The following is a 23,799-nucleotide window of genomic DNA, read 5'->3' on the forward strand; positions in this document are numbered from 1 at the left end:
TCTAAATCAGTACACTAGAATAGTCTTGAGGTAATTTTCATCACCTCATTACATCGATGTAAATTAGTAAGGATAAAAAATGAAACATATCGCTCTAGCAATGCTGGTTGCACTAGGTGCTGCAGGTAACGCTTTTGCTGCTGGCGAAAGCAGCTCAACAGCCGCTTCAGGTGGCGGTGCAGCAGGTGGCGCTGGCGCTACTGGTGCTGCAGTTGGTACTACTACTGCAATCGTTGGTGGTGTTGCAGCCGCGGCAGTTGTGGCAGTAGCTGTAGCTGATTCAGGTACGACTTCTACGTCTGTATCTCAATAAGCGCGCACTGCACTGCAATCGCCCTGACTTGTTCAGGGCGATTTTTTATCTGCGCATTTAGGAAATCAGAATTGTGCAATTTAGACCTTTAAAAATCTTAACCTTTACGGCATTGATAATTCTTGCGTCAGGTTGTACGCAAAAAATGACAGATGTAGGCAGTAGCTTATCGGAAGCATTTACAGCATCTGATGATGTTACACTTTCATCTGACGAAATATCAGAGCTTCCTTATGCTAGTACCTATGTTCGTATCAACGATGGCAAACAGGTTTTTATGGTTCTGGCGTTCGCCGACCTAAATCCCCAGACAGGTAATACCCAATTAAAATGGGTCTCCGCAGACAGCTCGATTATCGTTACTGAAAAAGGGAGAATTGTTAAAACGAATGGATTTGATGACGACAACCTAATGCAGCTTTCAGGGTCAGGTCTTAATAATGGGTTATCCTCTCAAGGACATTGGAATGCTGTGTATGACTGGTCACCAGATTATCGTTATCAATTCGAAGCAACAGTAAACTCAAAGCTTGTTGCAAGCGAGACTCTAACAACAAGTCAATGGACGCTAGAGACCCAAAAAATTGAAGAAAAAGTCAGTTTCAAAGCGTTTAGCTCAAATTTTACTAACCTGTTTTGGGTTACAAACGATGGGAAAGTCATGAAATCCATTCAGTATATCGGTCCTGACATGAATAAATTTGAGATGACTATTCTCAAAACGTTCGCTCCAAATGAGTAGTCCGTTATGAAAACACTTTACTCCCTACTTAAAAGTAGTCCTTTTGTTTTATTGTTCTTTCTTAGCAATGCGTTAAGCGCACATCAACTGACAATTCATCTACCTAATCAACAGGCCAACCTCAGCTACATGGTGCCAGCTCGCCTGTCTCAAGTCATCTCAGATACCCAAGCTCAAAGTAAAGAGAACCTATTTTTCCCAGCTGCAATATTAGCTAGTCGTAGCAAACAAGAAGAAGTTGATACTCTATGGCATTCGATTTCAAAACAACTGACTCGAAAAAACTCTGACGACAGCTCAAAAGTGCTTAATCAACTCACAGACTTTCAATACGTTGGAAGAGAGTGGGTTAGCACCGATTTTGATGAGCTTCGCTTAAATCCAGGACTCAACCCATTGCTATCCGGTAGCTATGACTTATATGTTTCCCCTCGAAAAAACACAGTACAAATTTTAGGATACGTTAAAAATCCTGACTCTCTATTGATGGTGAGCAGCCAAGATTTAAGTCATTACCTAGATTCTTTTGAAGCTCTTATATCTGGTGATTTGGATGAGTTGTACATTATCCACTCCGATGGCACAGTTATCAAAACAGAACTTGGATACTGGCAACCCAAGCGATATTATCTTAACCCTGGAGCTAAAATTTTTGTCGGTTCAAAAGACAATCCAAATCTGAATAAAGAAATTGCCGAACTTCTAAGATACGCAGTGGAGAAACCGTAATGCGCTTGTCTGTCATCACTGCATCACTCTTCGCATGCTTCTACGCAAACGCCTCAAGTGGTAATTATTTTCAGCCAGTTACCTACGTCCCCTCCCAAATGGACTTTGGCGGTGTAGGATTGATAAAGATGCCGACTGGAAGAATGGCTCCGGAAGGTGAATTCAATCTCAGTGCCAATATCAACCGCGAATACCGAATGTACAATGCTTCCATAGCTTTGTTTCCTTGGTTTGAAGCGACTATTCGCTATGCGATTGTTCCCAACAAAAGAATGGGTGCGCAAGATTTTAGTGGGGATAGCCCCTATCTGGATAAAGGCATTGATTTTAAATTCCGATTGTTGGAAGAAAGCCGTTGGCTACCCGAAGTGGCAACAGGTGTACGAGATTTTGGCGGTACTGGCCTATTTGATGGGGAATTTATTGCTGCATCTAAGAAGGTCTATACCAATGACTATGGCGTGTTCGATTTCACCGTCGGTATGGGCTGGGGATACATGGGCATGCATGGGAACGTGACCAACCCATTTTGTAAAGCCAACAGTAAATTCTGCGAACGTCCGAAGGACTTTGGCGGTACTGGCGGTGAAGTAGACTACCATCGATGGTTCAAAGGTCCAGCAGCGGTTTATGGTGGCGTTGAATACCAGACACCTTACCAACCATTGCGTTTAAAAATTGAATACGACACAAACGACTACACAGAAGATTTCCCAACGAAATTTAGACCGGGTGACTTCTACGAAGTCGATATGACACAGCATACACCATGGAACTTTGGTTTAATCTATCGCGCTCACCGAAATATCGACCTTCGATTAAGCTACGAGCGAGGCGACACGGTCTCAGCCGGTGTCAGTTTGCGTACCAATTACAACGAACTGGCTTCGCAATGGCGAGATGAGCCTATTCCGAGACCAAGTAACAACCAACCAAAAGAATTGGCGGACGTTGATTGGCAAGCTCTAGAAAAGCAACTTGCTATTGTTGCAGGCTATGAGAATACCAAAGCTTACCTGGATGAAAATACCATTGTCATTGAAGGTGAGCAGATAAAGTACCGCGACTCTGAGCTTGCTCATGAACGCGCTGCAGCAGTTCTACGCAACCAACTGCCAAAGAGTATTGATACCTACAAAGTGATTAATACTCAACAGCACATTGCGACAGAATCCGTCGATATTGATGCAAAAAAATATGACCAAGTTGCGAATGTAAACTACATCAATTCTCATATTTCGGATGCGTCTACGACAAGTGAAAATACCCGTACGACAGGCAGATTGTTACATGATGGTTCTGAACGCCTTTACTATGGTGTTTCACCAACCCTTCGTCAGTCCATTGCAGAACCCGAAGAGTTTTACATTTTCAATCTTGGTATTCGCGGTGAAGCCAGCTATTGGTTAACAAATCAACTTCAAGCTTCTGGTTCAATTCAAGTAAACCTATACGACAACTACCCAGAGCTGAATTTCATTGTTCCGCCAGATGGCACCACAGTGCCGCCAAGAGTGCGTTCGCTGGGCAGAATGTACTTCCATGACAACCCAGTGCGCATGGACACGCTTCAACTGACCTGGTTTGATAATTTTGGCGACAGTATTTATCAGCAAACTTATGCGGGTTATCTAGAGAGCATGTTCGCCGGAGTCGGAACCGAATGGTTGTATCGTCCAAAAGGAAAGAATTGGGCAGTCGGGGCTGATATTAACCTTATCACGCAGAGAGATCCGAATAGTTGGTTTGGAGTATACCAGCAAGAAAATCAATTCAGTGAAAAGGACGGACGTTCATTCAAAGTGCTAGACAAAGGCTACACCGGATTTGTTTCTGGCTATTATATGCCAAAATGGTCCTGGTTAGATGACACACTGTTCAGAATTGACGTCGGTCAGTATCTGGCTCAAGACGTTGGTGTACGCGGTGATTTCTCTAAGCAATTTAAAAGTGGTGTTATTGTTGGAGCATACGCAAGTATGAGTAACCTTTCTGCAGAAGAGTTCGGAGAAGGCAGCTTTACCAAAGGCTTTTATATCTCCATTCCATTTGACGTCATGACAGTCAAACCTAGCCGAAATCGCGCTAAGTTCGACTGGCAACCCCTGACTCGAGATGGGGGGCAGAAACTCAACAAAGAGCATGATCTATTTAGTATCACCGACTCTGCATCACCTTGGTATACAAGGAAAAATAACGTCCCTCAACCTTAAACTGACATACAGAGGCAATATGCCTCTGTATTTTTTAGCACCTTATTTGGTACACTCGCATCAATTCAATATTAAGCTTGGTGGAAACATGATCATTGTAACTGGCGGCGCTGGCATGATTGGCAGCAACATTATCAAAGCCCTGAATGAAAAAGGCATCAACGACATCTTGGTCGTTGATAACTTGAAGAATGGCAAAAAGTTTAAAAACTTGGTTGATCTTGATATTGCCGATTACATGGATCGTGATGACTTCCTGACTCAAATCATGGCTGGCGATGACTTGGGTCCAATAGACGCTATCTTCCATGAAGGTGCCTGTTCTGCAACCACCGAGTGGGACGGTAAGTACATGATGCTCAACAACTATGAGTATTCAAAAGAGCTCCTGCATTACTGTTTAGATCGCGAAATCCCTTTTCTATACGCATCTTCTGCTGCTACCTACGGCGAAACCGATGTATTCAAGGAAGAGCCTCAATATGAAGGCGCACTCAACGTTTACGGATACTCAAAGCAGCAGTTCGACAACTATGTAAGAAGAGTCTGGCAAGATGCGAAAGCGCATGGTGAAAAATTGTCTCAAGTGGTTGGCTTTCGCTATTTCAATGTTTACGGGCCAAGAGAAGATCACAAAGGCTCAATGGCATCTGTCGCCTTTCATCTAAATAACCAGATGAATGCTGGCAAAAACCCGAAATTGTTTGAAGGTAGCGAGCATTTCAAGCGTGACTTTGTCTATGTGGGTGATGTGGCTGCGGTTAACTTGTGGTTTATGGAAAACGGTCCATCAGGTATTTTTAATTTAGGCACTGGTCAGGCTGAATCTTTTAAAGAAGTGGCTAAAGCAGTTATCGCGCATCACGGTCAAGGCCAGGTCGAAACCATTCCATTCCCGGAACATCTAAAAGGCGCTTACCAAGAATACACTCAGGCGGATATGTCCAACCTACGAGCGGCAGGGTGTGATCATCAATTCAAAACGGTTGCACAGGGAGTCGCAGAATATATGAAATTAGCGAATGCATAATATCTATATACAGGCTCTAGATTATTAGTGCCTGTACAAAAGACTGCTGCAAAGTATCAGGACGCTATACTTTCATTAAAATGATCACGCGATAGGATTCAAAGATGATATCGTATTGTGTTTCGATGAGTATTCAGTGAGCAACAAGATGAAAATTCTGGTAATTGGTCCTTCATGGGTAGGTGACATGGTGATGTCGCAAAGCCTGTATACCGAGTTGAAGAATCAACACCCAGAAGCCGTAATTGATGTTCTTGCCCCAGCATGGTGTAAGCCCATCTTAGAGAGAATGCCAGAAATAGCCAAGGCAATCGAAATGCCTATGGGGCATGGGCAATTTGATCTAATGGGTCGCCGAAAAATTGGTAAATCTTTGTCTCAGGAAGGTTATACGCATTCCTTCATCTTGCCTAACTCCGCCAAATCGGCTCTCATTCCCTGGTTTGCTGGTATTCCGCATCGCATTGGCTGGAAAGGAGAGATGCGATACGGTCTTTTGAATGACTTGCGCCCGGATAGAAGAGTTTTTCAATACATGGTTGAGCGTTATGTCGCGCTTGCTCACTCAAAAAACAGGATGTTAGAGTCCGTTTCTCTGTCGGATTGCCCAACACCTAAGCTTACTATCGACTCTGAATCTCAGAACAATGCAATTCAGCGTCTGAATCTTTCCAATGAGCGTATTGCGGTAGGATTATGCCCCGGGGCAGAATACGGTCCAGCCAAACGATGGCCAGATCATTACTATGCTGAAGTGGCAAAATTTGTCATTCAACAAGGCAAACAAGTGTGGCTTTTTGGTTCAGCTAAAGATAGAGAAGTCACCCAGAAAATTCGCTCCACCTTACCTGAAGGACTTCAGAATCACTGTCATGATCTGGCAGGCGAAACCAGCTTAATTGAAGCAGTAGATTTGTTAGCAGCATGCGATACCGTTGTGTGCAACGATTCAGGACTAATGCATGTGTCTGCTGCGGTGGGTTGCAATATTGTGGCTATTTACGGCTCCAGTTCACCAAAATATACGCCACCACTCACCGAAAAGTTAACTATGCTGCATACCGACATTGAATGCCGACCTTGCTTCAAAAAAACGTGCCCCTACGGACACATGAAATGCTTGACCGAACTTCCTCCAAGTCGTGTTATTTCTGCTCTTGGTTCAATTAGGCTTTCAGCATGATAGTAAGAGTGCTCTACACCTTTATCTTGGCAATAGCCGCCCCTTTTCTATTGTATGGACTGTTCAGAAAGCGTTCGAATAAGCCTTCAGTCGGAAAACGCTGGAAAGAACATTTTGGGTTTACACCCAAATTAAATGTCGATAAGCAGCCTATATGGATACATGCTGTTTCCGTCGGAGAAGTATTGGCAGTGGCTCCTTTCATTAAGGAGCTCAATTCACGTAAGCCAGAAACACCTATTCTACTAACGACGACGACCCCAACAGGAGCAGAGCAAGCGGAAAAACTGTCTGCGATAGCTACGCATCGTTATATGCCAATTGACTTTGGCTTTGCGGTTAAGCGCTTTTTGAATGTCACCAAGCCTTCAAAAATGATCATTGTTGAAACCGAACTTTGGCCTAATACTCTGCACACAGTAGGAAAATCAGGTATCCCCATTTCAGTATTAAATGCTCGGTTGTCTTATAAATCTCGACGTGGCTATCAAAAAGTTCGTCCTCTGTTCAATGAAATCAGTAAAAATTTGACCAAAGTACTTTGCCAGCACCAAGAAGATGCTGATAACTTCAAAAAGCTCGGTGTTTCCGAAGAAAAACTGCATGTAACTGGCTCGATAAAATTTGATATCACGGTTTCAGATGAAGTCATTCAGGCTGGTAATATGTTGCGAGCGCAGATAGGAAAAGCCCGTCCAGTATGGATTGCAGCTAGTACGCATCAAGGTGAAGACGAGCAAGTATTAAACGCTCATACAGAAATCATGAAAACACTTCCAGACGCAGCTTTGATTCTTGTACCTAGACACCCAGAAAGATTTGATGCGGTTTCACAACTTGTAGCCAATGAAGGTTTTTCTTTTGCAAGACGAACTTCTGCGGATTCTCTGGACTCCATTCAAGTATATATCGGCGATACAATGGGCGAGATGCTCACTCTGATGCAAGCGGCTGATGTGTGCTTTATGGGGGGGAGTTTGATTGGAGATAAAGTTGGTGGGCATAATTTATTGGAACCTACAGCAATAGGAATTCCTTCATTAATTGGCCCGAGTTTTTACAATTTTAAGAGTATTACAGAGAAATTAATTGCTATCGGTCTAACTGAGGTTGTGGGTGGAAATGAATTATCAAGTAAAATCCATAAGTATTTTTCATCTAATAATCATGATTTTTTAAACATATCTAGAGAGTTCGTTCATAAGAACAACTCCACATCCTCGTATATAGAATTACTAAATATTTAGATAAAAATGAGTAGAGACAAAGTAGCCAAAATTTTAGATTCTGAAAAATTCATCCTTCTAATGGTTTTCAGCGCTTGTATTTATGCGACCTTTAAGGATTCATGGAGACTATTTGCTGATATTTTTCAGACTTTTTTATTATTAGTGTCTTTAGTAACCCTAATTGTCCATTGGTCTTTCTTTAAAAAAGAAAAATTGTTATGGCTTTTGCCTGTAGCACTAATAGCTCAACTAAGTAGCTGGCTTTACTCCTTACACTTTTATCCAGAGCTAGCAACTGACTCTCCACAGGTAGGACGATTACTTGAGTTTTTTGTTTTTTTCTTTATCGCATTTTGGCTGAGAGGTAATAAAAAATACATCTGGACTATTTTATCATGTTTTGTTTTTGGCTCTATTTTCACACTCAACTATCACGCTCCTATTCTTGAAGAAATATCTATAGGGTTATCAGGAAAACGAGTAGACTTTAACTATAGAAATGCCCAGCATGGAGCTTTAATAATAGGTTCTGCTTTAATAGTTCATATTTGTTATTTTGTTGTTTCATTTAGTAGTAATTTTATTGAAAGAAAAAAAACACTAATACATACAATATTAATCCTAACTCTATCAGTTATTTTAATTGTAATGCAAACTCGTCAAACCTTTCTTGGACTGACCTTAGGCGTACTAATTTCAGTAATATACTTTCTATCTATATATAATAAACTAACAATTAAAATAATATTGAAACTAATTATTATTCTATCTCTAATTTTATTACTCAGTATAAATACTGACATTATATATCAAAGATTAAAATCAGAGCTATTTGTTATTACTGATTACATTGTTACAGGCGATTTTTCCAACGCACCTAATACAAGTATTGGTGTAAGAGCTCAGTTATGGTACGAGTCAACTTCATGGATTGAAAAAAGTCCACTAATAGGTTTAGGTAACGGTATTGAAAAATTCCTAATTGAAAGTTCAACAAGATTACCATCAGAAATAATAGAAAGATACAAGCATATGCATAGCTCGTATGTAGCGACCCTGCTAAGATTTGGGATAGTTGGGCTGGTACTAAGCTTAGCTATCTTTATAATCCCAATAACTCATCTTTTTAAAATATCCAACAACAGCCAGGTCACAAGATATGTTAAATGTTTGGCAGTAATATTTTTAGTCTACTGGCTAGTTGTCAATACTTTCGAGTCTTTTTGGTATATGAAAGCTGGCCTATGGACATATACAGTCTTTATGGCTGCAATCTATACCATTCCTTTATCCCAAAGATACGAAAAGTATCAAGCTTCGTTAAAGCGCTAGCTTACTTCCATCTAAATAGGGGCTTCTGGTATTCATACAACTTTCCAAGAAGCCCTTTATGTTTGGACTTCAAGTAAGGAATTTCATTATTCTCCCAAGTATGCTGATACCAATGTATCAAATATGCATTATCTGGATGAGAAAATTCGATAGCTTGCCCCTGATAGGAAAAAAAGTACTCCGTATCTAATATTTTAACTGAACTATCATCTTGAGACTCCTCAAGTATCCGCGTCATGATATCTGGTCCCATGTACAAGTCAGACTCCATTATGCTTTTTTGATAGAAATCCAACAATTTACTTAAAACTTCGTTTGAGCGTTTTGCAAAAATAGAGGCAGTGCCAACCAAACTATCATTTTCACGTCCAACGCAGAAATCACAGTCACTAAACAACTGAAACGGTTCTCGCACTATCGTCACATCCGTGTCTAAGTACAAGCCACCAAACTCAAATAAAATGCGAATTCTTAGATAATCACTAACGAATGCAAAAAGCCCTCTCTTGTAACACTCTTTTGTAAACTCGCATTCATCAATCCAACTTAAAACCTGCTCAGACGAATCTGTCCATAGTTTCACTTCATACCCTTGTTTTTTCCAGTCATTAACACAGGCATGGGAAAGAGGGGGCATTTTGTTACCAAGCCAAATGGCATGAATCAATTTACTCATATGAATTAGAAGAACTTTGTTATGCGTGGTCTTGTGTTGCTATGTTAAACTACATGCCGAACTAAGTCAGCAGATACAGTTAATAGACCATGGACATCTTCATCATAAGTTTGGCGGAAGCCACTGAGAGACGTTCAAGAATCACAAGTATTCTTGACGAAGCAAAGCTAGACTATTCCATCTTTGATGCTGTCAACGGGCACAAGGGGTTACCCAGCGAGCTTATCGGTTTACCTGATGACCATTTTCGAAAAGTATATAAAAGCCGACCTCTTTCAAGTGGAGAGCGTGGATGTTATGCAAGCCATTATTTGCTATGGCAAAAATGTATCGAATTGGGAAAGCCTATTATTGTTCTCGAAGATGACGCCATCCCATTAGATGGCTTTAGCAGCATACTCAATAAACTCAAAGAACTTCATACTAAGTACGGTTATATACGGCTAGAAACACAGTCAGGCAGGCAGTCTAGAGTTCAATCAATAGACGAATCCTTCGATTTGGTGTATTGGGACTCCAATGATATGCGAACTGGTGGTTATTCAATATCACCAGCAGGTGCTAAGGCATTTCTTGAAGCAAGCTCAAGATGGTGTTACTCGGTTGACTACTTTATTGGAAGCTCTTATTTGCATAAAGTACCTTCTGTTGGCATTGAGCCTCCAATAGTATCTGCGCCCAATGATTTAGGCACCCATATACAATTGGACGCTAAAACAAAAGTTCACTTCTTCTATAAGATCACACGTGAAAGCTACAGGTTTTATCGTTTTTGTCGAATGAGATTGTGGAACTTAATGTGGAAGAAACACGTTTCCTAGAACCAGAAAAAGGTAACCATGAGTCTCGTTAAACCATTAGCAAAGATCTACCTCTATTGCCGGGCGATACCAAAAAGCATTCTCTTTAATTTTTGGTATTTGCCGTTTTCTCAAGCCATTAGACTACCGATCGTCGTATCTCACCGAGTTAGAATTTTACGCTTAAGCGGGAAGCTAGACATTCCCAAATCAGCAAAAACCGGGAAAATCAGATTTGGCTTTGGTCAAGTTCAAGTTGCTGATAGTCACCATTCTCGTATGCTTTGGTCGTTAGGAGAATCCGGAAAGATAACACTGGGCGAGCGAGTAAAAATCGGTACTGGTTGTAAGCTATTTGTGGATGGAAAACTTAATATTAAGGCTCAAACAAACCTCACTGGTGAGTCCACTATCGTTTGTGAAAAAGAAGTCCACATTGGCGAGAGTTGCCTTATTTCATGGCAGACCATAATCATGGACACTGACTTTCACCCTATCTTCGACACAAAGCAAGACACAAGATTAAACCCAAACTCCCCTGTCTCTATCGGAAATAATACGTGGCTCGGCGCAAGAGTGACTATGAACAAAGGGGCTTCAATCGGAAGTAATTGCGTGGTTGCTACCTCAACGCATATTCACAAACCATTCAGTCAGGATGACATCATTCTGGGCGGAAACCCTGCCAGGGTAATCGGTAGTATGAAAGACAAGCATTTCACTGACTAACCAGCGATACAACATATTCAGAAATTAAAACCAAGTTGAACAAAAAGCATGACCTTAAAACACAAACTACGTAATACTTTATTGCTTACTGTATTGCTTTCAGCAGCCTTGTATTTCGCCGAATATTTACTGCGTTCAATTACAGATATTACGTCTAGCCAAAATATTTCTGAGAGTTTACAAATCTCTCTAGTGCTTAGCTTACTTATCGTTTTTTCAACTAAGAAATTCAAAGTCTTTCTTTCTGCGTTTATCTCTATCGCATTGATTTTTCAAAGTTCAAACGCACTTTTTTATGGAGGGTGGATCGATCCTGTAAATCTCTACCTGTTCTTTGAAAACCTGTCTGAAGTAGTCAATATTCTCCCTAAGCTGAGCCTCTCAATTATATTGAAATCTTTGGCTTTTATTGTCGTATCAATAACCCTGCTGTATTGGTGCTATAGACTTGCCAAAGACTCATCTGGTTACAAAATCGCCAATATACTCATCTTGTTAATTTTTATATTTCAACCCATTAGAGATGGTGTGTTTTATCCTGAAAAAATTGAAAAGAGATTCACGAAAGACACGCACAGTCTGATTCGATCTTTTCACAACTCATACGGTATTTTTGCTTCTATGCTGATTTCCGATGCAACAGGGGGAAATCTTTACTCGAGTTTCAGGCAAGATGAATATCAGGATTTAAGAAACAGCTCGTCTGAAACTCCTAATATCTTCATCTACTTTGGGGAGAGCCTAAGCTCAAAATACATGGGAGAGTATGGCTATCATTTAGACACAACACCAATTATTAGCCAGCTCATTGAAGACAGTAATATACATACATTATCAAAAGAAACCGTCGCCGGGGCAGCCGCTACGATGCCGTCAAGTGTGCGCTTTTTCCACATGATTGATAAGCCGGATGCGAGAAAACAAGCATCTTCATTCAACACAAGTTTATTCCGATACGCAAAACTTGCTGGTTATGAAACGACTTATCTAAGCACACAGGGAGAAAGCTATGTGAATCACATATATAAGCTGATAGCAGGCAAATATAGTGACCACTACTTTACCCCCCCGCTCATGGATAGTAGCTACAATGACAGGCAAGAGTCAGACGACAGACTCGCCATTGACCAGTTCGCAAACTTGGAGCTTCAAGAACCATTTTTTGCAGTATTACAACCAAACGGAAGCCATGCACCGTTTGATGCGAAATCTCCTAGTGATAAAAAAATCTTCGGTACCGGTACCGAGTTGAAGGAATATGAAAACTCTGTGTACTACACAGACTTAAATATCAAGGCGATCATAGAACAAGTTAAAGAAAAATCTAAATCTAAGCCTTGGATCATTTTCATTACTTCCGACCACGGTACACACGTTGACGGAAAGCGAATCAGTCGCTCTTTGGATTTACCAGCATCCTATATGGTTCCTGGTATTGTGCTAACGGACTCTCAGAGTATCTACAATACCATCGTCAAACCTTATGCAGACTGTAAAAAGCTCTTCCATAAAAATTTCAGCGAGATGATAGCGAAAGCCTTAAACAGAGACGTCCCTATTGGTTCTTGCGATAAAGGCGTTTTGTTTAACGGATTGCTCAACGGGTACGACTCAAGGTTTGTCGATATAGATGAAGACGGTGCCGTTAAATTATCCGTTTTTTCCGAGACTAAAAGTTAAGTAATATATCTCTATGTTCACTATTTTAATGTATTCATATTGTGAAGAATAAGCTGGTACCTGAATCAATCTGCATTGTCAGACTCTCCGCTCTCGGAGACGTCTGCAATGCCATTTCGGCTATCCAGGCGGTTCAGAAACATTACCCTTCTGCGAGAATAACTTGGGTATGCGGTGCAGTAGAAGCACACCTTATCCGGCTAATTCCTAACGTTGAAGTCATACCATTCGATAAAAATAATGGTATGAGAGGCTACTTTGATATTTGGAAAAAACTCAAAGACCGTCGTTTTGATGTCCTTCTCCATATGCAATACGCGTTGCGCGCCAGTTTTGTTGCTTTGGGTATTAAGGCAAAACGTAAAATTGGATTTGATGAAGACCGCAGTAAAGATCTTCAGCACTTGTTTATCAACGAAAGAATCAAAAGCTCTGACAAAAAACATGTGCTCGATGGAGTGATGGGGTTTGCTGAAGCAGTTGGTGTCGAAGACATAACGCCAACTTGGAACATCCAGAACTCTGAATCAGACAAAAATTGGGCGACAGGACAGCTATCTGAATCAGGCTCGAACTTAGTTGTTGCGCCAGCAACCAGCAAAGCTTACAAAAACTGGACGACAAAGGGTTACCAAGATTTAATAAACCATGCTATCAGCCAAGGTTGGAAAGTTACGCTTATTGGAAGCCCTGACAAAACCGAGGTAGCGCTCGCACATGACATTGTGAGTCATTTTGAAGACACCCAAATTAATAATTTGGTTGGAGAGACTACGATAAGTCAGATGATCGCAATCATAGACCAAGCTGACCTTCTCGTTGCTCCGGATTCGGGTCCAACGCACATCGCGAATGCAATGCAAACTCCGGTCATAGGGTTGTACGCACACCATAACCCTGAAAGGACTGGTCCCTATTTGCAGCTTGATAACGTTGTTTCTGTTTATGACGAAGCTATTTTGGAAGAAACAGGGAAAACATCAGATGAGCTTCCATGGCGAACCAGAGTAAAAGATCCGAATGCCATGGAGCGTATTACTTCTGATATGGTGATTAACAGATTTGAAACTGTTGTTAGCCGACTCCTACTGACCAAAAAGGAATCATTGTGAGCAGACCAACACTTGCCGTTGCACTGATAGTAAAAAATGAAGCTGCTCATCTAGAACAGTGCCTCTCGACTGTCCATGAGTGGGTTGATGAAATCGTTGTTCTGGATTCAGGAAGCACAGACAACACAGAAGAGATTGCAAAGAAGTTCACTGATAAGTTCTACGTAAATGCTAACTGGAAAGGCTTTGGTCCTCAGCGTCAGCTCGCTCAATCCTATGTCGAGTCGGATTACCTGTTCTGGCTAGATGCCGATGAAAGAGTTACGCCAGAGCTCAAAGACAACATTCAGATTGCATTGGAAAAAAGCCCTTCATCCACTGTATTTCAAATACCAAGATTAAGCTGGGTATTTGGTCGATACATCAAACACAGTGGATGGTACCCAGACAGAGTGCTTAGGCTCTACCCAACAAAGCTCACCAGTTACAACGATGCGTTGGTCCATGAAAAAGTCATCACCGACGACAACATGAAGATTGAATCACTTGAGGGTGATCTACACCATTATACGTACAACAATCTAAATCATTACCTCGTTAAATCAGCAGGATATGGCAAAGCGTGGGCAGACCAAAGGCAGGCGAAAGGTAAGAAAGCGTCGCTTTCCCAAGGAATCGTTCATGCGTTGGCATGTTTTATCAAAATGTATGTATTGAAACGAGGATTCTTGGATGGAAAACAAGGCTTCTTAATTGCATTGCTGTCAGCGCATTCAACCTTCATCAAATACGCAGACTTGTGGGCACGAGATAACGATCAACACTACAAGCTGTAATACGAAATATCCGTGGGTAAACTAATTAAGATTTACCCACCACTTATTAGTTTCTTCCGCGCACTCCAACACATCAATCCGCGACATGTCTTCTTGCTGTTCTTTACTGCTAGCTTCTGGTGGGCAAAACGCAATGTGCTTGCCTTCTGAGTTAATAGGTCGCCAGCGAAGTGGCGTGGCGGAACGTTTTCTTGGGAAGAACCCGACTGTTGGTACATCTAAGGTCGCAGCAATGTGCAAAGGTCCAGTTGAACCAGCAATAAAGAGATCCGCGCAGGCGATGGATTGAGTGAAATCGACCAAGCCATCATTTTTGCTGTATACGACTGACTCTACGCCCAATTGACTTAGCAACACTTGAAGCTCAAGTGCTTTTTCTTCTTCTCCCGGTCCCGCCGTAAGAATGTATTCACCATCAAACCGCAAATTTTGAATAAATGTTGAGTACTGCTTCAAAGACAGGTTATTGGCCGAGCCACCACTTCCGGCATGAACGAACACCCAAGGTTTGTCTTGGGATATTTCCAACTGATTTGCCAATTTGTCCTTTTGTGTAGCCAAAACATCCGCTTTCAAAGCCAAATAAGGCGCACTTGGCTCAACAATCTTTTGTCCATTATCCGATAGAAATGAGCGGATGAGATCCAGATTGTATTCAAACTCCGGTTTCGCCGATTGAGAGCGTTTTTGTTTGATTCGCTTGTTATAGAAAATCTGTGCGATCTTAGTCGCTGGCGCAAGCCGATATGGGATTTTCGCTTTCCATACCAGAGAGGCATTATAGGTCGTCGAAAACAAGTTGATTGACGCATCAAACTGCTCCGCACGTAAAGCTGAGACAAGTTCATTTTTGTCTATCTTGGCGGCTTTAGGACCACAATCCACCATCACAGAATCAATCCACGGGCACATCTCTGCCAAAGCTTTGGTGTAGTTTGGAACCAAGGCGGTTATTTCAACATTGGGTAGAGATTGCTTGAGCATGGCGAAGCTTGGCCATGCCAACATAAAATCACCAATTTTATCGTTTCGAATAACCAGTATTTTTTTCATTGTGATTCCTACGCCGTGGTTCGCCCCACATGATAACCACTTCCATGGCGAAGTTTGAGCGTTTTTTGCTATGATGACAGCAGATTAACGAATATAAAAAGTGAGTAAGCAGTGTCGCCAAAACGCATTTCTCGAGTCATTTACCCTGGTACTTTTGACCCAGTGACCAACGGTCACCTCGATCTTATTGAACGTGCCGCAACCATGTTTGATGAAGTGATCGTTGCCGTAGCGGAAAGCCCAAGTAAGAACACCATGTTCAGCTTAGAAGAACGAGTCACATTCACTCAGGAAGTCACCAAACATTTGGATAATGTCACATCAAAGGGGTTTTCTGGTCTCATGGTGGACTTTGCCCGTGATGAGCAAGCCAATGTTTTGATTCGAGGTCTCAGAACCACGGTCGACTTTGAGTACGAATTTGGTTTAACCAACATGTACCGCCGCCTATTACCTGGTCTGGAAAGTGTATTTCTAACGCCAGCAGAAGAGCATGCGTTTATCTCTTCAACCATAGTCCGAGAAGTAGCGATTCATGGCGGAAATGTCGAACAGTTTGTTCCCGCCATTGTTGCTAAAGCGCTAGAAGATAAATATCAGGAACGCTCAAGCAGCTGACATTCCGGGCAGTAGAAAGTGTTTCTCTGCCCGATCTTCACCTCTTCGATTTCTGATTCACACGCTTGGCACTGCTCTCCAGTACGTCCATACACTTGCAGCACCTGAGCAAAGTAACCCGGCTTGCCGTCCACTTGGTTGAAGTCTTTTAATGTCGTCCCGCCTTGCTTAATTGCGGTTTCCAATACAGCAATAATATTTTTATGCAGCAATGCGAGCTCGTCATCAGTGAGTTGATTGGCAGGAGTTTGTGGATGAATACGAGACATAAACAGTGATTCATTGGCATAGATGTTCCCCACCCCTACCACCACTTTATTGTCCATGATGAACTGCTTCACCACCGTTTTTTTACGCTTGGCTTTATCTACAAAATATTCAAGGCTGAACTCTTCAGTAAGAGGCTCAGGGCCAAGGTGGCTTAATACTTCATGTTGTTCGCCCGGCTCTGCATGAAGCCAGGAGCCAAAGCGGCGAGGGTCGTTGTAGCGAAGCACTTTGCCATTTTTCAAAACCAGATCCACATGATCGTGCTTTCCCGGTTCGATCATCGCATCTAGAATTCTTAAGCTGCCAGACATTCCCAAATGCACCACGGCACTGCCTGCTTTGGTCTCAATCATCAGGTATTTGGCGCGGCGAGTAATGTCTATAATCTCTTCTCCAACCAACGATTGAAGGCTATCTGGCACTATCCATCTGAGTTTTGGTTGCCTGACGTGTATGGCTTTGACCTTCTGCCCTTTTAGATGAGGCGTAATACCCAATCGACTCACTTCAACTTCTGGCAACTCTGGCATCTTAAATCCTTGATTAGACTGTCTGCGTAGCAATAGCGTAGTATTATATACATAAACACTTCTGTTTGAGGCACTCAATGAAGCTATCCCGCCGTGGCTGGAATAACGTTCTGATCTTAGCGATCTTGGCATTCATCGCCGTCATCAATGCCCCTAGTGTTCTTCGGGAACATTTTGGTTTAGGGCAGACAAGCGCTTTACCTTATGTATTGGACCCCAATGAAAAGCCGGTCGCACTGCACTTTGCACAGTGGTCAGTAGAAAATACGAATAACGAATGGCAATCGACCAGAAAGTTGTCTATTGAGCCGCTTCAAGCTGCACTTCGCTGGACGGAACTGACAGGGACTTCTGTAGATCAAGCCACTTACAACAAACTAAAAGACAACCTTCCCCCAGCCAGAACTCTAGAAGTTTGGTACTCAAACGTCGAAGAGCCTGCAAGAATCACGTTTTATCAAACGCCGAGCTTTTGGTTATTACAAAATTGGGAAAAAGAGTGGGTTGCGGTATCGGTAGAGAAACAGTATTTGTTCCCGTTTTTGTAGAACATCCTGAATCTCACCTCGGAGAGCAGGTAATAAAAAACCCAGTCGATTGACTGGGTTTTAAATTTTTACAAAGATTTTAAAAATCAATTACTTGATTTTCGCTTCTTTGTACATAACGTGCTTGCGTACAACTGGATCAAACTTTTTGATCTCAAATTTGCCTGGCATGTTACGCTTGTTTTTGTCAGTTGTGTAGAAGTGACCAGTTCCAGCAGAAGATACTAGACGGATTTTCTCACGAATGCCTTTAGCCATTGTTCAATTCCTCTTATACGTTCTCGCCACGAGCACGGATATCAACAAGAACAGCTTCGATGCCTTTCTTATCGATGATACGCATACCCTTAGCAGTTAGACGTAGTTTAACAAAGCGCTTTTCGCTTTCTACCCAGAAACGATGAGTTTGTAGGTTCGGCAGAAAACGACGCTTGGTAGCATTTCGTGCGTGTGAACGGTTGTTACCCGTTACTGGACGCTTACCAGTTACTTGGCATACTCGGGACATGAATGTCTTCTCCAAATCGTTTCAGCTCGATATCAACCTTGGTGGCCGAACCTCTCTATCTATCATTAGAAGACTGGAGGCCAAAAACCGTTATGGAATACCCATACAAGGCTATCAAAGGTCGCGCATTATACTAACTTGATATGCATTGCTCAAGTCCCGAACAGATCCTTTTTCAAGGTTTTCGAGATCTTTTTTAGGCAGAGCTGATTGAGGTTCAAAAATTTCAGTGCGGGGATGATAGCAGATTCTGACCACCAGACAACAAAAATGTGACTTTCCCACAGGCTAAATTCCCACTCTGTAAGCCTTGGTACCTATCTTTCTAGTTTTTATACCCAAGTAACCTCAAGATGTTTGGTTCAGCGAGAATTAACTGGCATTCAGACAAGACACCGATTTGAAGATCTAGTGGTTCTAAATCAAAAATCGGTAACGCAGTATGAAAGCCAGTTAAACTCGCCCTTGGGAGCTCATATTCTGTCCCATTTCATCGTCAAAGAACTTGGAAAGGACGGGTCATTACGCTGCATTCTTTTCCTTGAATTGAAACAGAATATGATGCTCTGAAATCCACATCATGAGGTCACTTGGGTATATGACGATTTTCATGCGAAAAAGGTCATAAGCTTTTATATCCAGCCCCTTTCTGCAAAAGACACCACCTCGCCATCTCCAATCACAAAGTGATCCAAAATACGGATATCTACCAATGCCGTCGCATCCACCAACCGGCGTGTGATTCTTCGGTCTGCCTGACTGGGCTCTGCAACACCTGAAGGGTGATTGTGGGCGAGAATCAGCGCAGCAGCATTATGATGGAGCGCCCGCTTGACCACTTCTCTGGGATACACAGAAGCCGCATCAATGGTGCCTTCGAACATCACTTCATCCTGAATCACCCGGTGTTGGTTGTCTAAAAACAGTATATAGAAGGCTTCTCGGTGCCTATCTCGCAAAATACTCGAAAGATAAAGCTTGGTGTGTTCTGGGCTGGTCAGTGCATCTCCTCGCTTTAACGTTTCGCCTAGGTAACGCTGAGTCATTTCCAGTACGGCTTGAAGTTGCACGTATTTCGCCTGCCCCAAGCCTTTGCGCAGACAAAATTCTTCTAAGCTTGCAGAAAACAACGCCCTCAGCGACCCAAACTCTTTTAACAAGAGAGAAGCCAATTCAACAACGTTGGTGCCTTTAATGCCCGTCCTTAAAAAAATTGCCAATAACTCAGCATCCGTTAGAGCACTGGGTCCCTGATGAAGTAATTTTTCTCTGGGTTGGGATTCTGAGGGAAGATGCTTGATGCTCATACCGCCTACTCCAATCATAAAATTGGGCGTATTGGATAAGGGATAGCGTATGTTATCAATCCAGATTGCGGAATCTTCGAGCGACTTTAGAACTTCATGAAACTGAGGATTTGGTTAATTCCATTCAGATGCGGGAAACAGATTCCCGCATCCGTCCGAGCTTATCCTACGTCTGGTCTTGGTGTATTAATCGTTGAAGGCGGCAATGCAGGCAGAATCACCTTGGGTTGGTCCCCAGTTAAAGACTTGAGAAACTCAGTGATCTTAGTCGCTTCTCCATCCGTTAACGGCTGACCTAGCTGGATGTCTGCCATGGTTTTCACTGCTTGTTTGAGATCCCACTCTGAGCCGTCGTGGAAGTATGGGTAAGTCAACTCCACATTTCTAAGAGTCGGGACTTTAAACACGAAGCGATCAAAATCGTTCCCCGTTATCGCTTTTCGTCCTTCATCTGGGTTGTTGGTTTCAAACGGCTTCACCAAGCCCATTTTTTGATACATCTGCCCACCTAACAGAGGTCCTGCGTGACAAGCGGTACAGCCTTTCTGTTTAAACAAGGCATATCCTTCTTTCTGCGTATCTGTAAGAGCGGTTTTGTCTCCTTTTAACCACAAGTCAAAGGGAGCATTCGGAGTTCTCAGTGTCTTTTCAAACTCCGCAATGGCAATGGTCACCTCATCAATATCAAACTCCTTCTTACCAAACGCCCCTTTAAATAGAGCTTGGTATCCCGGAATGGATTTAATGGTATCGACCGCCAAAGTATGGGTAAACGCCATTTCTTTTGGGTTTTCAATAGGACCTGCGGCCTGCGCTTTGAGATCCTCCGCTCTGCCGTTCCAGAACTGCACAAAGTTCAGCTCGGCATTAAGAACAGTGGGAGAGTTAATAGGACCGATTTGCCAGCCGTGACCAATTGAGCTGGGAAGGTTATCCACCCCTCCAGTCGCGAGGTTATGGCAAGAATTACAAGAGATGGCGTTTGATTTGGACAAACGTGGGTCAAACCACAGCTTTTTTCCCAGTTTCACCAAGGATGGATTTAAGCCTTCAACAGGTTCTATCGCTTGAACAGGCTCCTGTGAAGACACTTGGGCTTGCACGCTAACCGATAGCGCGCTCAATGTTACCAGTGTTTTTATTTTCATTGTTGTCTTCCTTAAATTGCCCAAACATTATCTGTTTGGTATTCCGACATCACATAGGTGGCAGTAAGTAAACACCTGACAACACAGCTTGTTTTACAAAAACCACACTATATATGAGCCATTAAAAATAAGTGATGAAAAAAAGAACAACGCAAAAAATCGATTGGATTTATCGACAAACTAGATGAATAAATGAGCATTTGCTTATTTATCTTCATTTTCAGTCAATTAATCACATGCACCTGTGTAGTTCTCATTAATGAGTCAGAAATTTATCTCAACCTTTATTGATTAAGGTCAAAATATAACCACATGAAAAATATACGGTTCAACACCAAATATTGACCTCAATAACCCAGAAAGAAAGCGAACAACAAACTGTCAGGTCTTATAGACAACCTCATAGCTCTGAGGTTTAAATGACTGGGATTCACACCAGCGCTCGCGGGCTGTGGTAGATATGGTAAGGTTGATACCCAAGCTGCCTGAAGACGCTATATTCAGCGAGAAGGACTTGGCTTTCAGACAAGACATCGATTTGAAGATCTAGTGGTTCTAAATCTAAAATCGATAACGCAGTATGAAAGCCAAGTAAACTCGCCCTTGGGAGCTTATCTTCTGTCCCATTTCGTCGTCAAAGAGCTTGGAAAGGACTCGTCATTCCACTTCGCTCTTTTTCTAGAACTGAAACAGAAGATAGAGCTCTGAATCAGGCGTCTCCAGGCAGTTTGGGTATATACAGGAATAGCTTGAGAAACAAAACATGCAGACATTAGCTGGAAAGAAAATACTGTTAGGGATCAGCGGCGGGATTGCTGCTTATAAATGTGCAGAGCTGACGCGTCGACTGACTGAACGAGGCGCCACTGTTCAGGTTGTAATGACTAAAGCAGCCAAAGAATTCATCACACCACTGACTATGCAAGCCGTCTCGGGAAGACCCGTTTCCGACAGCTTGCTAGATCCTGCCGCCGAAGCCTCGATGGGCCACATTGAGCTGGCGAAGTGGGCGGATCTTGTTTTACTTGCCCCTGCTACCGCTGATCTTATTGCTCGTATGGCTGCTGGCATGGGGAACGACTTGTTGACGACGTTGGTGCTTGCAAGCGATGCGCCGATTGCAGTATCTCCGGCGATGAACCAGCAAATGTATTCCAATATAGCCACTCAAACCAATATTCAGACACTCGCCGATCGAGGAATGCGCATTTGGGGACCCGCTTCTGGTGAGCAAGCCTGTGGGGATGTGGGTAAAGGTCGAATGCTAGAACCAATGCAATTGGTTGGGCTCTGCGAGGAATTCTTCACACCTTCTGAACTTGCAGGCAAAACCGTCGTAATCACCGCTGGTCCCACTCGCGAAGCGATCGACCCGGTCCGATACATCTCCAATCACAGCTCTGGAAAAATGGGCTTTGCCATTGCAGATGCTGCAGCAAAGTTGGGAGCCAGTGTTACCCTAATTAGTGGCCCTGTTTCTTTAGCCACACCAGCAGGCGTGCAAAGAATGAATGTCGACAGTGCCGTCGAGATGCATCAAGCCGCGCTTGAACAAGCTATAAAGAGTGACGTGTTTATCGGCTGCGCCGCCGTGGCCGATTACCGCCCGGAATCTGTTGCCGATCAGAAAATTAAGAAGACTGATGACAGCGACAGCATGACCGTCACCATGGTGAAAAATCCAGATATCATCGCTTCGGTAGCACAGCTTTCAGAAAACAGACCATTCACCGTCGGCTTTGCCGCCGAAACGCAAGACGTTGAAACCTATGCTCGCCGCAAACTTTCAAAGAAAAATCTCGATATGATTTGTGCGAACGACGTGTCCATCTCGGGGCTTGGTTTCAATAGCGACAGCAATGCGCTCCACCTATTCTGGCAAGACGGCGATAAGATATTACCAACCACCAGCAAAACTGAACTTGGTAAAGCATTGATGAAAGAGATTGCATCGAAATTGAGCTAATCACCAAATTCAGTGGTATTAAATGACTACTGAAAAATGCGATTTTCTCTATTCAGCGAAAATCGAGACTTCATCTCTAGCCTACTCTGCAAGCTGGCGCTAAAATGCTGGCTTGTAAATTTTCTGCCAAAATTAAGGAATGGACTGAATGACCGGCAACCGAAAATCCAATCGTCGTGAAGAAATCCTGCAGGCACTGGCTGAGATGCTGGAATCCGCTGATGGGGCATCCCGCATTACCACAGCTAAACTAGCCAAGCAGGTAGGCGTCTCAGAAGCCGCGTTATACCGTCATTTCCCAAGCAAAGCTCGCATGTTTGAAGGGCTAATCGAATTTATCGAAGATGCTCTGATGTCACGTATCAACCGCATCCTTGATGAAGAAAAAGACACACTTCAACGCATTCGTCTCGTCATGCAGCTCATTCTGGCATTTTCGGAACGCAATCCGGGTCTCACACGTATTTTATCTGGTCACGCTCTGATGTTTGAAAATGAGCGTTTAAGAGAACGCATCAATCAACTATTCGAGCGCATCGAAACTCAGCTTCGCCAGATCCTACGTGAACGCAAATTGCGTGAAGGCAAATCTTTCCCAGTGGACGAAAGCATTCTTGCGACTCAGCTACTTGGTCAGGTAGAAGGCAGCTTAAACCGCTTTGTTCGTTCCGATTTTAAATATCAGCCAACCGACAATTTTGAGGAATACTGGGCACTACTGAGTGCGCAGATTCAGTGATTCATTCATGAAAGAATTCGAAACCGCTACCTTCCAAAAAGGTTTACTGCACCCTCGCTACTGGCTTGTCTGGTTTGGCTTTGGGCTGCTTGCCCTGATTGTGACGATTTTTCCTTACCCGGTCCTTAAGAAAATGGGGCGAGGTCTGGGGAAGCTTGTTGCACCATTGATAAAAAAGCGCGCCAAAATCATCCGTAAAAACCTTGAGCTTTGTTTCCCAGATATGGAAGAAGTGGAAAAACAGCGCATTACCGATGAGGTGTACAAGAATTCTGGTCTCGCTTTAATCGAAACGGGTATTGCCTGGTTTTGGCCAACATGGCGATTTAAACGCATCATCAACTTCAAGAATCATCAACATGTTCTTGATCTTGAAGCCCAGGGGAAAGGGGTACTGGTGGTATGTACTCACATGCTAAACCTTGAAATCACCGCGCGCGCCTTTAGTTTGTTTGCCCCAGGGTATGGGGTGTATCGACCTCACGAGAACCCAGCGGTGGATTTTATTCAGAACTGGGGACGCACTCGTTTTGGTCATCAAATGGTGGATCGCGAAGATGTACGCGGC

25 protein-coding genes are annotated in these 23,799 nt (G+C 42.9%); 18 read left to right on the forward strand and 7 right to left on the reverse strand.

Going from position 1 to position 23,799, the window contains the following annotated elements; genetic code table 11:
* Window positions 1-79: 79 nt before the first annotated feature.
* From RH89_RS18910 to RH89_RS18945, 8 genes are all read left to right on the forward strand, one after another.
* Window positions 80-313 (forward strand): hypothetical protein, encoded by a 234-nt coding sequence (locus RH89_RS18910; RefSeq protein WP_004405459.1) that lies wholly within the window; start codon window positions 80-82, stop codon window positions 311-313.
* 73 nt (window positions 314-386) lie between these two features.
* The gene (locus tag RH89_RS18915) at window positions 387-1,055 is read left to right on the forward strand and encodes a YjbF family lipoprotein (RefSeq protein WP_004405460.1); all 669 of its coding nucleotides are present in this window, start codon (window positions 387-389) and stop codon (window positions 1,053-1,055) included.
* Between the two features lie 6 nt (window positions 1,056-1,061).
* Entirely contained in the window at window positions 1,062-1,784 is a 723-nt protein-coding gene (locus RH89_RS18920; protein ID WP_004405464.1) for a capsule biosynthesis GfcC D2 domain-containing protein, read from the forward strand.
* A complete protein-coding gene (locus tag RH89_RS18925; protein ID WP_004405465.1) occupies window positions 1,784-3,997 on the forward strand; it encodes a YjbH domain-containing protein in 2,214 nt (737 codons plus the stop codon). The genes RH89_RS18920 and RH89_RS18925 overlap by 1 nt, the downstream gene beginning before the upstream one ends.
* 88 nt (window positions 3,998-4,085) lie before the next feature.
* Window positions 4,086-5,027, forward strand: a complete 942-nt coding sequence (rfaD, locus tag RH89_RS18930) for an ADP-glyceromanno-heptose 6-epimerase (protein WP_004405466.1) — start codon at window positions 4,086-4,088, stop codon at window positions 5,025-5,027.
* Between the two features lie 148 nt (window positions 5,028-5,175).
* Window positions 5,176-6,210: a lipopolysaccharide heptosyltransferase II gene (gene waaF / locus RH89_RS18935; RefSeq protein WP_038146673.1), complete on the forward strand. Its 1,035-nt coding sequence runs from the start codon at window positions 5,176-5,178 to the stop codon at window positions 6,208-6,210.
* Complete coding sequence (gene waaA, locus RH89_RS18940) at window positions 6,207-7,457, forward strand: lipid IV(A) 3-deoxy-D-manno-octulosonic acid transferase (protein ID WP_004405470.1); 1,251 nt, start codon at window positions 6,207-6,209, stop codon at window positions 7,455-7,457. The genes waaF and waaA overlap by 4 nt, the downstream gene beginning before the upstream one ends.
* A 6-nt stretch (window positions 7,458-7,463) precedes the next feature.
* A complete protein-coding gene (locus tag RH89_RS18945; RefSeq protein ID WP_004405471.1) occupies window positions 7,464-8,771 on the forward strand; it encodes an O-antigen ligase family protein in 1,308 nt (435 codons plus the stop codon).
* Between the two features lies 1 nt (window position 8,772).
* Here the strand turns inward: RH89_RS18945 and RH89_RS18950 are convergent, their stop codons facing one another.
* Window positions 8,773-9,447: a glycosyltransferase family 32 protein gene (locus RH89_RS18950; RefSeq protein WP_004405474.1), complete on the reverse strand. Its 675-nt coding sequence runs from the start codon at window positions 9,445-9,447 to the stop codon at window positions 8,773-8,775.
* Window positions 9,448-9,536: 89 nt separating this feature from the next.
* On the opposite strand from RH89_RS18950, the gene RH89_RS18955 reads away from it, so the two are divergent.
* Genes RH89_RS18955 through RH89_RS18975 form a run of 5 tightly spaced genes read left to right on the forward strand, consistent with a single transcriptional unit; the run spans window position 9,537 to window position 14,544 of the window.
* Window positions 9,537-10,268, forward strand: coding sequence for a glycosyltransferase family 25 protein (locus RH89_RS18955; protein WP_004405475.1), 732 nt, complete (start codon window positions 9,537-9,539; stop codon window positions 10,266-10,268).
* 18 nt (window positions 10,269-10,286) lie between these two features.
* Window positions 10,287-10,976: an acyltransferase gene (locus RH89_RS18960; RefSeq protein WP_004405476.1), complete on the forward strand. Its 690-nt coding sequence runs from the start codon at window positions 10,287-10,289 to the stop codon at window positions 10,974-10,976.
* Between the two features lie 48 nt (window positions 10,977-11,024).
* Window positions 11,025-12,656, forward strand: coding sequence for a sulfatase-like hydrolase/transferase (locus RH89_RS18965; protein ID WP_004405477.1), 1,632 nt, complete (start codon window positions 11,025-11,027; stop codon window positions 12,654-12,656).
* 41 nt (window positions 12,657-12,697) lie between these two features.
* Window positions 12,698-13,768: a glycosyltransferase family 9 protein gene (locus RH89_RS18970; protein WP_004405478.1), complete on the forward strand. Its 1,071-nt coding sequence runs from the start codon at window positions 12,698-12,700 to the stop codon at window positions 13,766-13,768.
* Window positions 13,765-14,544, forward strand: a complete 780-nt coding sequence (locus RH89_RS18975) for a glycosyltransferase family 2 protein (RefSeq protein WP_004405479.1) — start codon at window positions 13,765-13,767, stop codon at window positions 14,542-14,544. The genes RH89_RS18970 and RH89_RS18975 overlap by 4 nt, the downstream gene beginning before the upstream one ends.
* Window positions 14,545-14,565: 21 nt before the next feature.
* Here RH89_RS18975 and RH89_RS18980 read toward each other — a convergent pair whose 3' ends face one another.
* Window positions 14,566-15,597 (reverse strand): glycosyltransferase family 9 protein, encoded by a 1,032-nt coding sequence (locus RH89_RS18980; RefSeq protein ID WP_004405480.1) that lies wholly within the window; start codon window positions 15,595-15,597, stop codon window positions 14,566-14,568.
* A gap of 111 nt (window positions 15,598-15,708) precedes the next feature.
* Between RH89_RS18980 and coaD the strand changes: the two genes are divergently transcribed.
* Complete coding sequence (coaD, locus tag RH89_RS18985) at window positions 15,709-16,215, forward strand: pantetheine-phosphate adenylyltransferase (protein WP_004405482.1); 507 nt, start codon at window positions 15,709-15,711, stop codon at window positions 16,213-16,215.
* Here coaD and mutM read toward each other — a convergent pair.
* Entirely contained in the window at window positions 16,194-17,015 is an 822-nt protein-coding gene (mutM, locus tag RH89_RS18990; RefSeq protein ID WP_004405483.1) for a bifunctional DNA-formamidopyrimidine glycosylase/DNA-(apurinic or apyrimidinic site) lyase, read from the reverse strand. The genes coaD and mutM overlap by 22 nt on opposite strands.
* 77 nt (window positions 17,016-17,092) lie before the next feature.
* On the opposite strand from mutM, the gene RH89_RS18995 reads away from it, so the two are divergent.
* Window positions 17,093-17,563 (forward strand): hypothetical protein, encoded by a 471-nt coding sequence (locus tag RH89_RS18995; RefSeq protein WP_004405484.1) that lies wholly within the window; start codon window positions 17,093-17,095, stop codon window positions 17,561-17,563.
* Window positions 17,564-17,653: 90 nt separating this feature from the next.
* On the opposite strand, the gene rpmG is transcribed toward RH89_RS18995, so the two are convergent.
* The 4 genes from rpmG to RH89_RS19015 form a co-directional block, all read right to left on the reverse strand.
* Window positions 17,654-17,821 carry a 50S ribosomal protein L33 gene (gene rpmG, locus RH89_RS19000; protein ID WP_004405486.1) on the reverse strand — a complete coding sequence of 56 codons (168 nt, stop codon included), beginning with the start codon at window positions 17,819-17,821 and terminating at the stop codon, window positions 17,654-17,656.
* Between the two features lie 13 nt (window positions 17,822-17,834).
* On the reverse strand, window positions 17,835-18,071 hold the full coding sequence (gene rpmB / locus RH89_RS19005; RefSeq protein WP_004405487.1) for a 50S ribosomal protein L28: 237 nt from the start codon (window positions 18,069-18,071) through the stop codon (window positions 17,835-17,837).
* A 632-nt stretch (window positions 18,072-18,703) separates the two neighbouring features.
* Window positions 18,704-19,378 (reverse strand): RadC family protein, encoded by a 675-nt coding sequence (gene radC, locus RH89_RS19010; protein ID WP_004405488.1) that lies wholly within the window; start codon window positions 19,376-19,378, stop codon window positions 18,704-18,706.
* Between the two features lie 161 nt (window positions 19,379-19,539).
* Entirely contained in the window at window positions 19,540-20,520 is a 981-nt protein-coding gene (locus RH89_RS19015) for a cytochrome-c peroxidase (protein WP_038146696.1), read from the reverse strand.
* A gap of 769 nt (window positions 20,521-21,289) precedes the next feature.
* On the opposite strand from RH89_RS19015, the gene coaBC reads away from it, so the two are divergent.
* From coaBC to RH89_RS19030, 3 genes are all read left to right on the forward strand, one after another.
* Window positions 21,290-22,492, forward strand: a complete 1,203-nt coding sequence (gene coaBC, locus RH89_RS19020; RefSeq protein WP_004405492.1) for a bifunctional phosphopantothenoylcysteine decarboxylase/phosphopantothenate--cysteine ligase CoaBC — start codon at window positions 21,290-21,292, stop codon at window positions 22,490-22,492.
* Window positions 22,493-22,640: 148 nt separating this feature from the next.
* Window positions 22,641-23,231 carry a nucleoid occlusion factor SlmA gene (gene slmA / locus RH89_RS19025; protein ID WP_004405494.1) on the forward strand — a complete coding sequence of 197 codons (591 nt, stop codon included), beginning with the start codon at window positions 22,641-22,643 and terminating at the stop codon, window positions 23,229-23,231.
* Window positions 23,232-23,238: 7 nt separating this feature from the next.
* Window positions 23,239-23,799: LpxL/LpxP family acyltransferase (locus tag RH89_RS19030; protein WP_038146678.1), on the forward strand; the 561-nt coding region annotated here is incomplete at its 3' end.

The sequence above is a fragment of the Vibrio nigripulchritudo ATCC 27043 genome (genome assembly GCF_000222685.1).
Taxonomy (GTDB): domain Bacteria; phylum Pseudomonadota; class Gammaproteobacteria; order Enterobacterales; family Vibrionaceae; genus Vibrio; species Vibrio nigripulchritudo.

What these genes read in the sequence shown, in the direction of transcription:
- RH89_RS18910 (WP_004405459.1), top strand. Translation starts at nt 80, where the DNA reads ATGAAACATATCGCTCTAGCAATGCTGGTTGCACTAGGTGCTGCAGGT.
- RH89_RS18920 (WP_004405464.1), top strand. Translation starts at nt 1,062, where the DNA reads ATGAAAACACTTTACTCCCTACTTAAAAGTAGTCCTTTTGTTTTATTG.
- RH89_RS18925 (WP_004405465.1), top strand. Translation starts at nt 1,784, where the DNA reads ATGCGCTTGTCTGTCATCACTGCATCACTCTTCGCATGCTTCTACGCA.
- rfaD (WP_004405466.1), top strand. Translation starts at nt 4,086, where the DNA reads ATGATCATTGTAACTGGCGGCGCTGGCATGATTGGCAGCAACATTATC.
- waaF (WP_038146673.1), top strand. Translation starts at nt 5,176, where the DNA reads ATGAAAATTCTGGTAATTGGTCCTTCATGGGTAGGTGACATGGTGATG.
- waaA (WP_004405470.1), top strand. Translation starts at nt 6,207, where the DNA reads ATGATAGTAAGAGTGCTCTACACCTTTATCTTGGCAATAGCCGCCCCT.
- RH89_RS18945 (WP_004405471.1), top strand. Translation starts at nt 7,464, where the DNA reads ATGAGTAGAGACAAAGTAGCCAAAATTTTAGATTCTGAAAAATTCATC.
- RH89_RS18950 (WP_004405474.1), bottom strand. Translation starts at nt 9,447, where the DNA reads ATGAGTAAATTGATTCATGCCATTTGGCTTGGTAACAAAATGCCCCCT.
- RH89_RS18955 (WP_004405475.1), top strand. Translation starts at nt 9,537, where the DNA reads ATGGACATCTTCATCATAAGTTTGGCGGAAGCCACTGAGAGACGTTCA.
- RH89_RS18960 (WP_004405476.1), top strand. Translation starts at nt 10,287, where the DNA reads ATGAGTCTCGTTAAACCATTAGCAAAGATCTACCTCTATTGCCGGGCG.
- RH89_RS18965 (WP_004405477.1), top strand. Translation starts at nt 11,025, where the DNA reads ATGACCTTAAAACACAAACTACGTAATACTTTATTGCTTACTGTATTG.
- RH89_RS18980 (WP_004405480.1), bottom strand. Translation starts at nt 15,597, where the DNA reads ATGAAAAAAATACTGGTTATTCGAAACGATAAAATTGGTGATTTTATG.
- mutM (WP_004405483.1), bottom strand. Translation starts at nt 17,015, where the DNA reads ATGCCAGAGTTGCCAGAAGTTGAAGTGAGTCGATTGGGTATTACGCCT.
- RH89_RS18995 (WP_004405484.1), top strand. Translation starts at nt 17,093, where the DNA reads ATGAAGCTATCCCGCCGTGGCTGGAATAACGTTCTGATCTTAGCGATC.
- rpmG (WP_004405486.1), bottom strand. Translation starts at nt 17,821, where the DNA reads ATGGCTAAAGGCATTCGTGAGAAAATCCGTCTAGTATCTTCTGCTGGA.
- rpmB (WP_004405487.1), bottom strand. Translation starts at nt 18,071, where the DNA reads ATGTCCCGAGTATGCCAAGTAACTGGTAAGCGTCCAGTAACGGGTAAC.
- radC (WP_004405488.1), bottom strand. Translation starts at nt 19,378, where the DNA reads ATGAGCATCAAGCATCTTCCCTCAGAATCCCAACCCAGAGAAAAATTA.
- coaBC (WP_004405492.1), top strand. Translation starts at nt 21,290, where the DNA reads ATGCAGACATTAGCTGGAAAGAAAATACTGTTAGGGATCAGCGGCGGG.
- slmA (WP_004405494.1), top strand. Translation starts at nt 22,641, where the DNA reads ATGACCGGCAACCGAAAATCCAATCGTCGTGAAGAAATCCTGCAGGCA.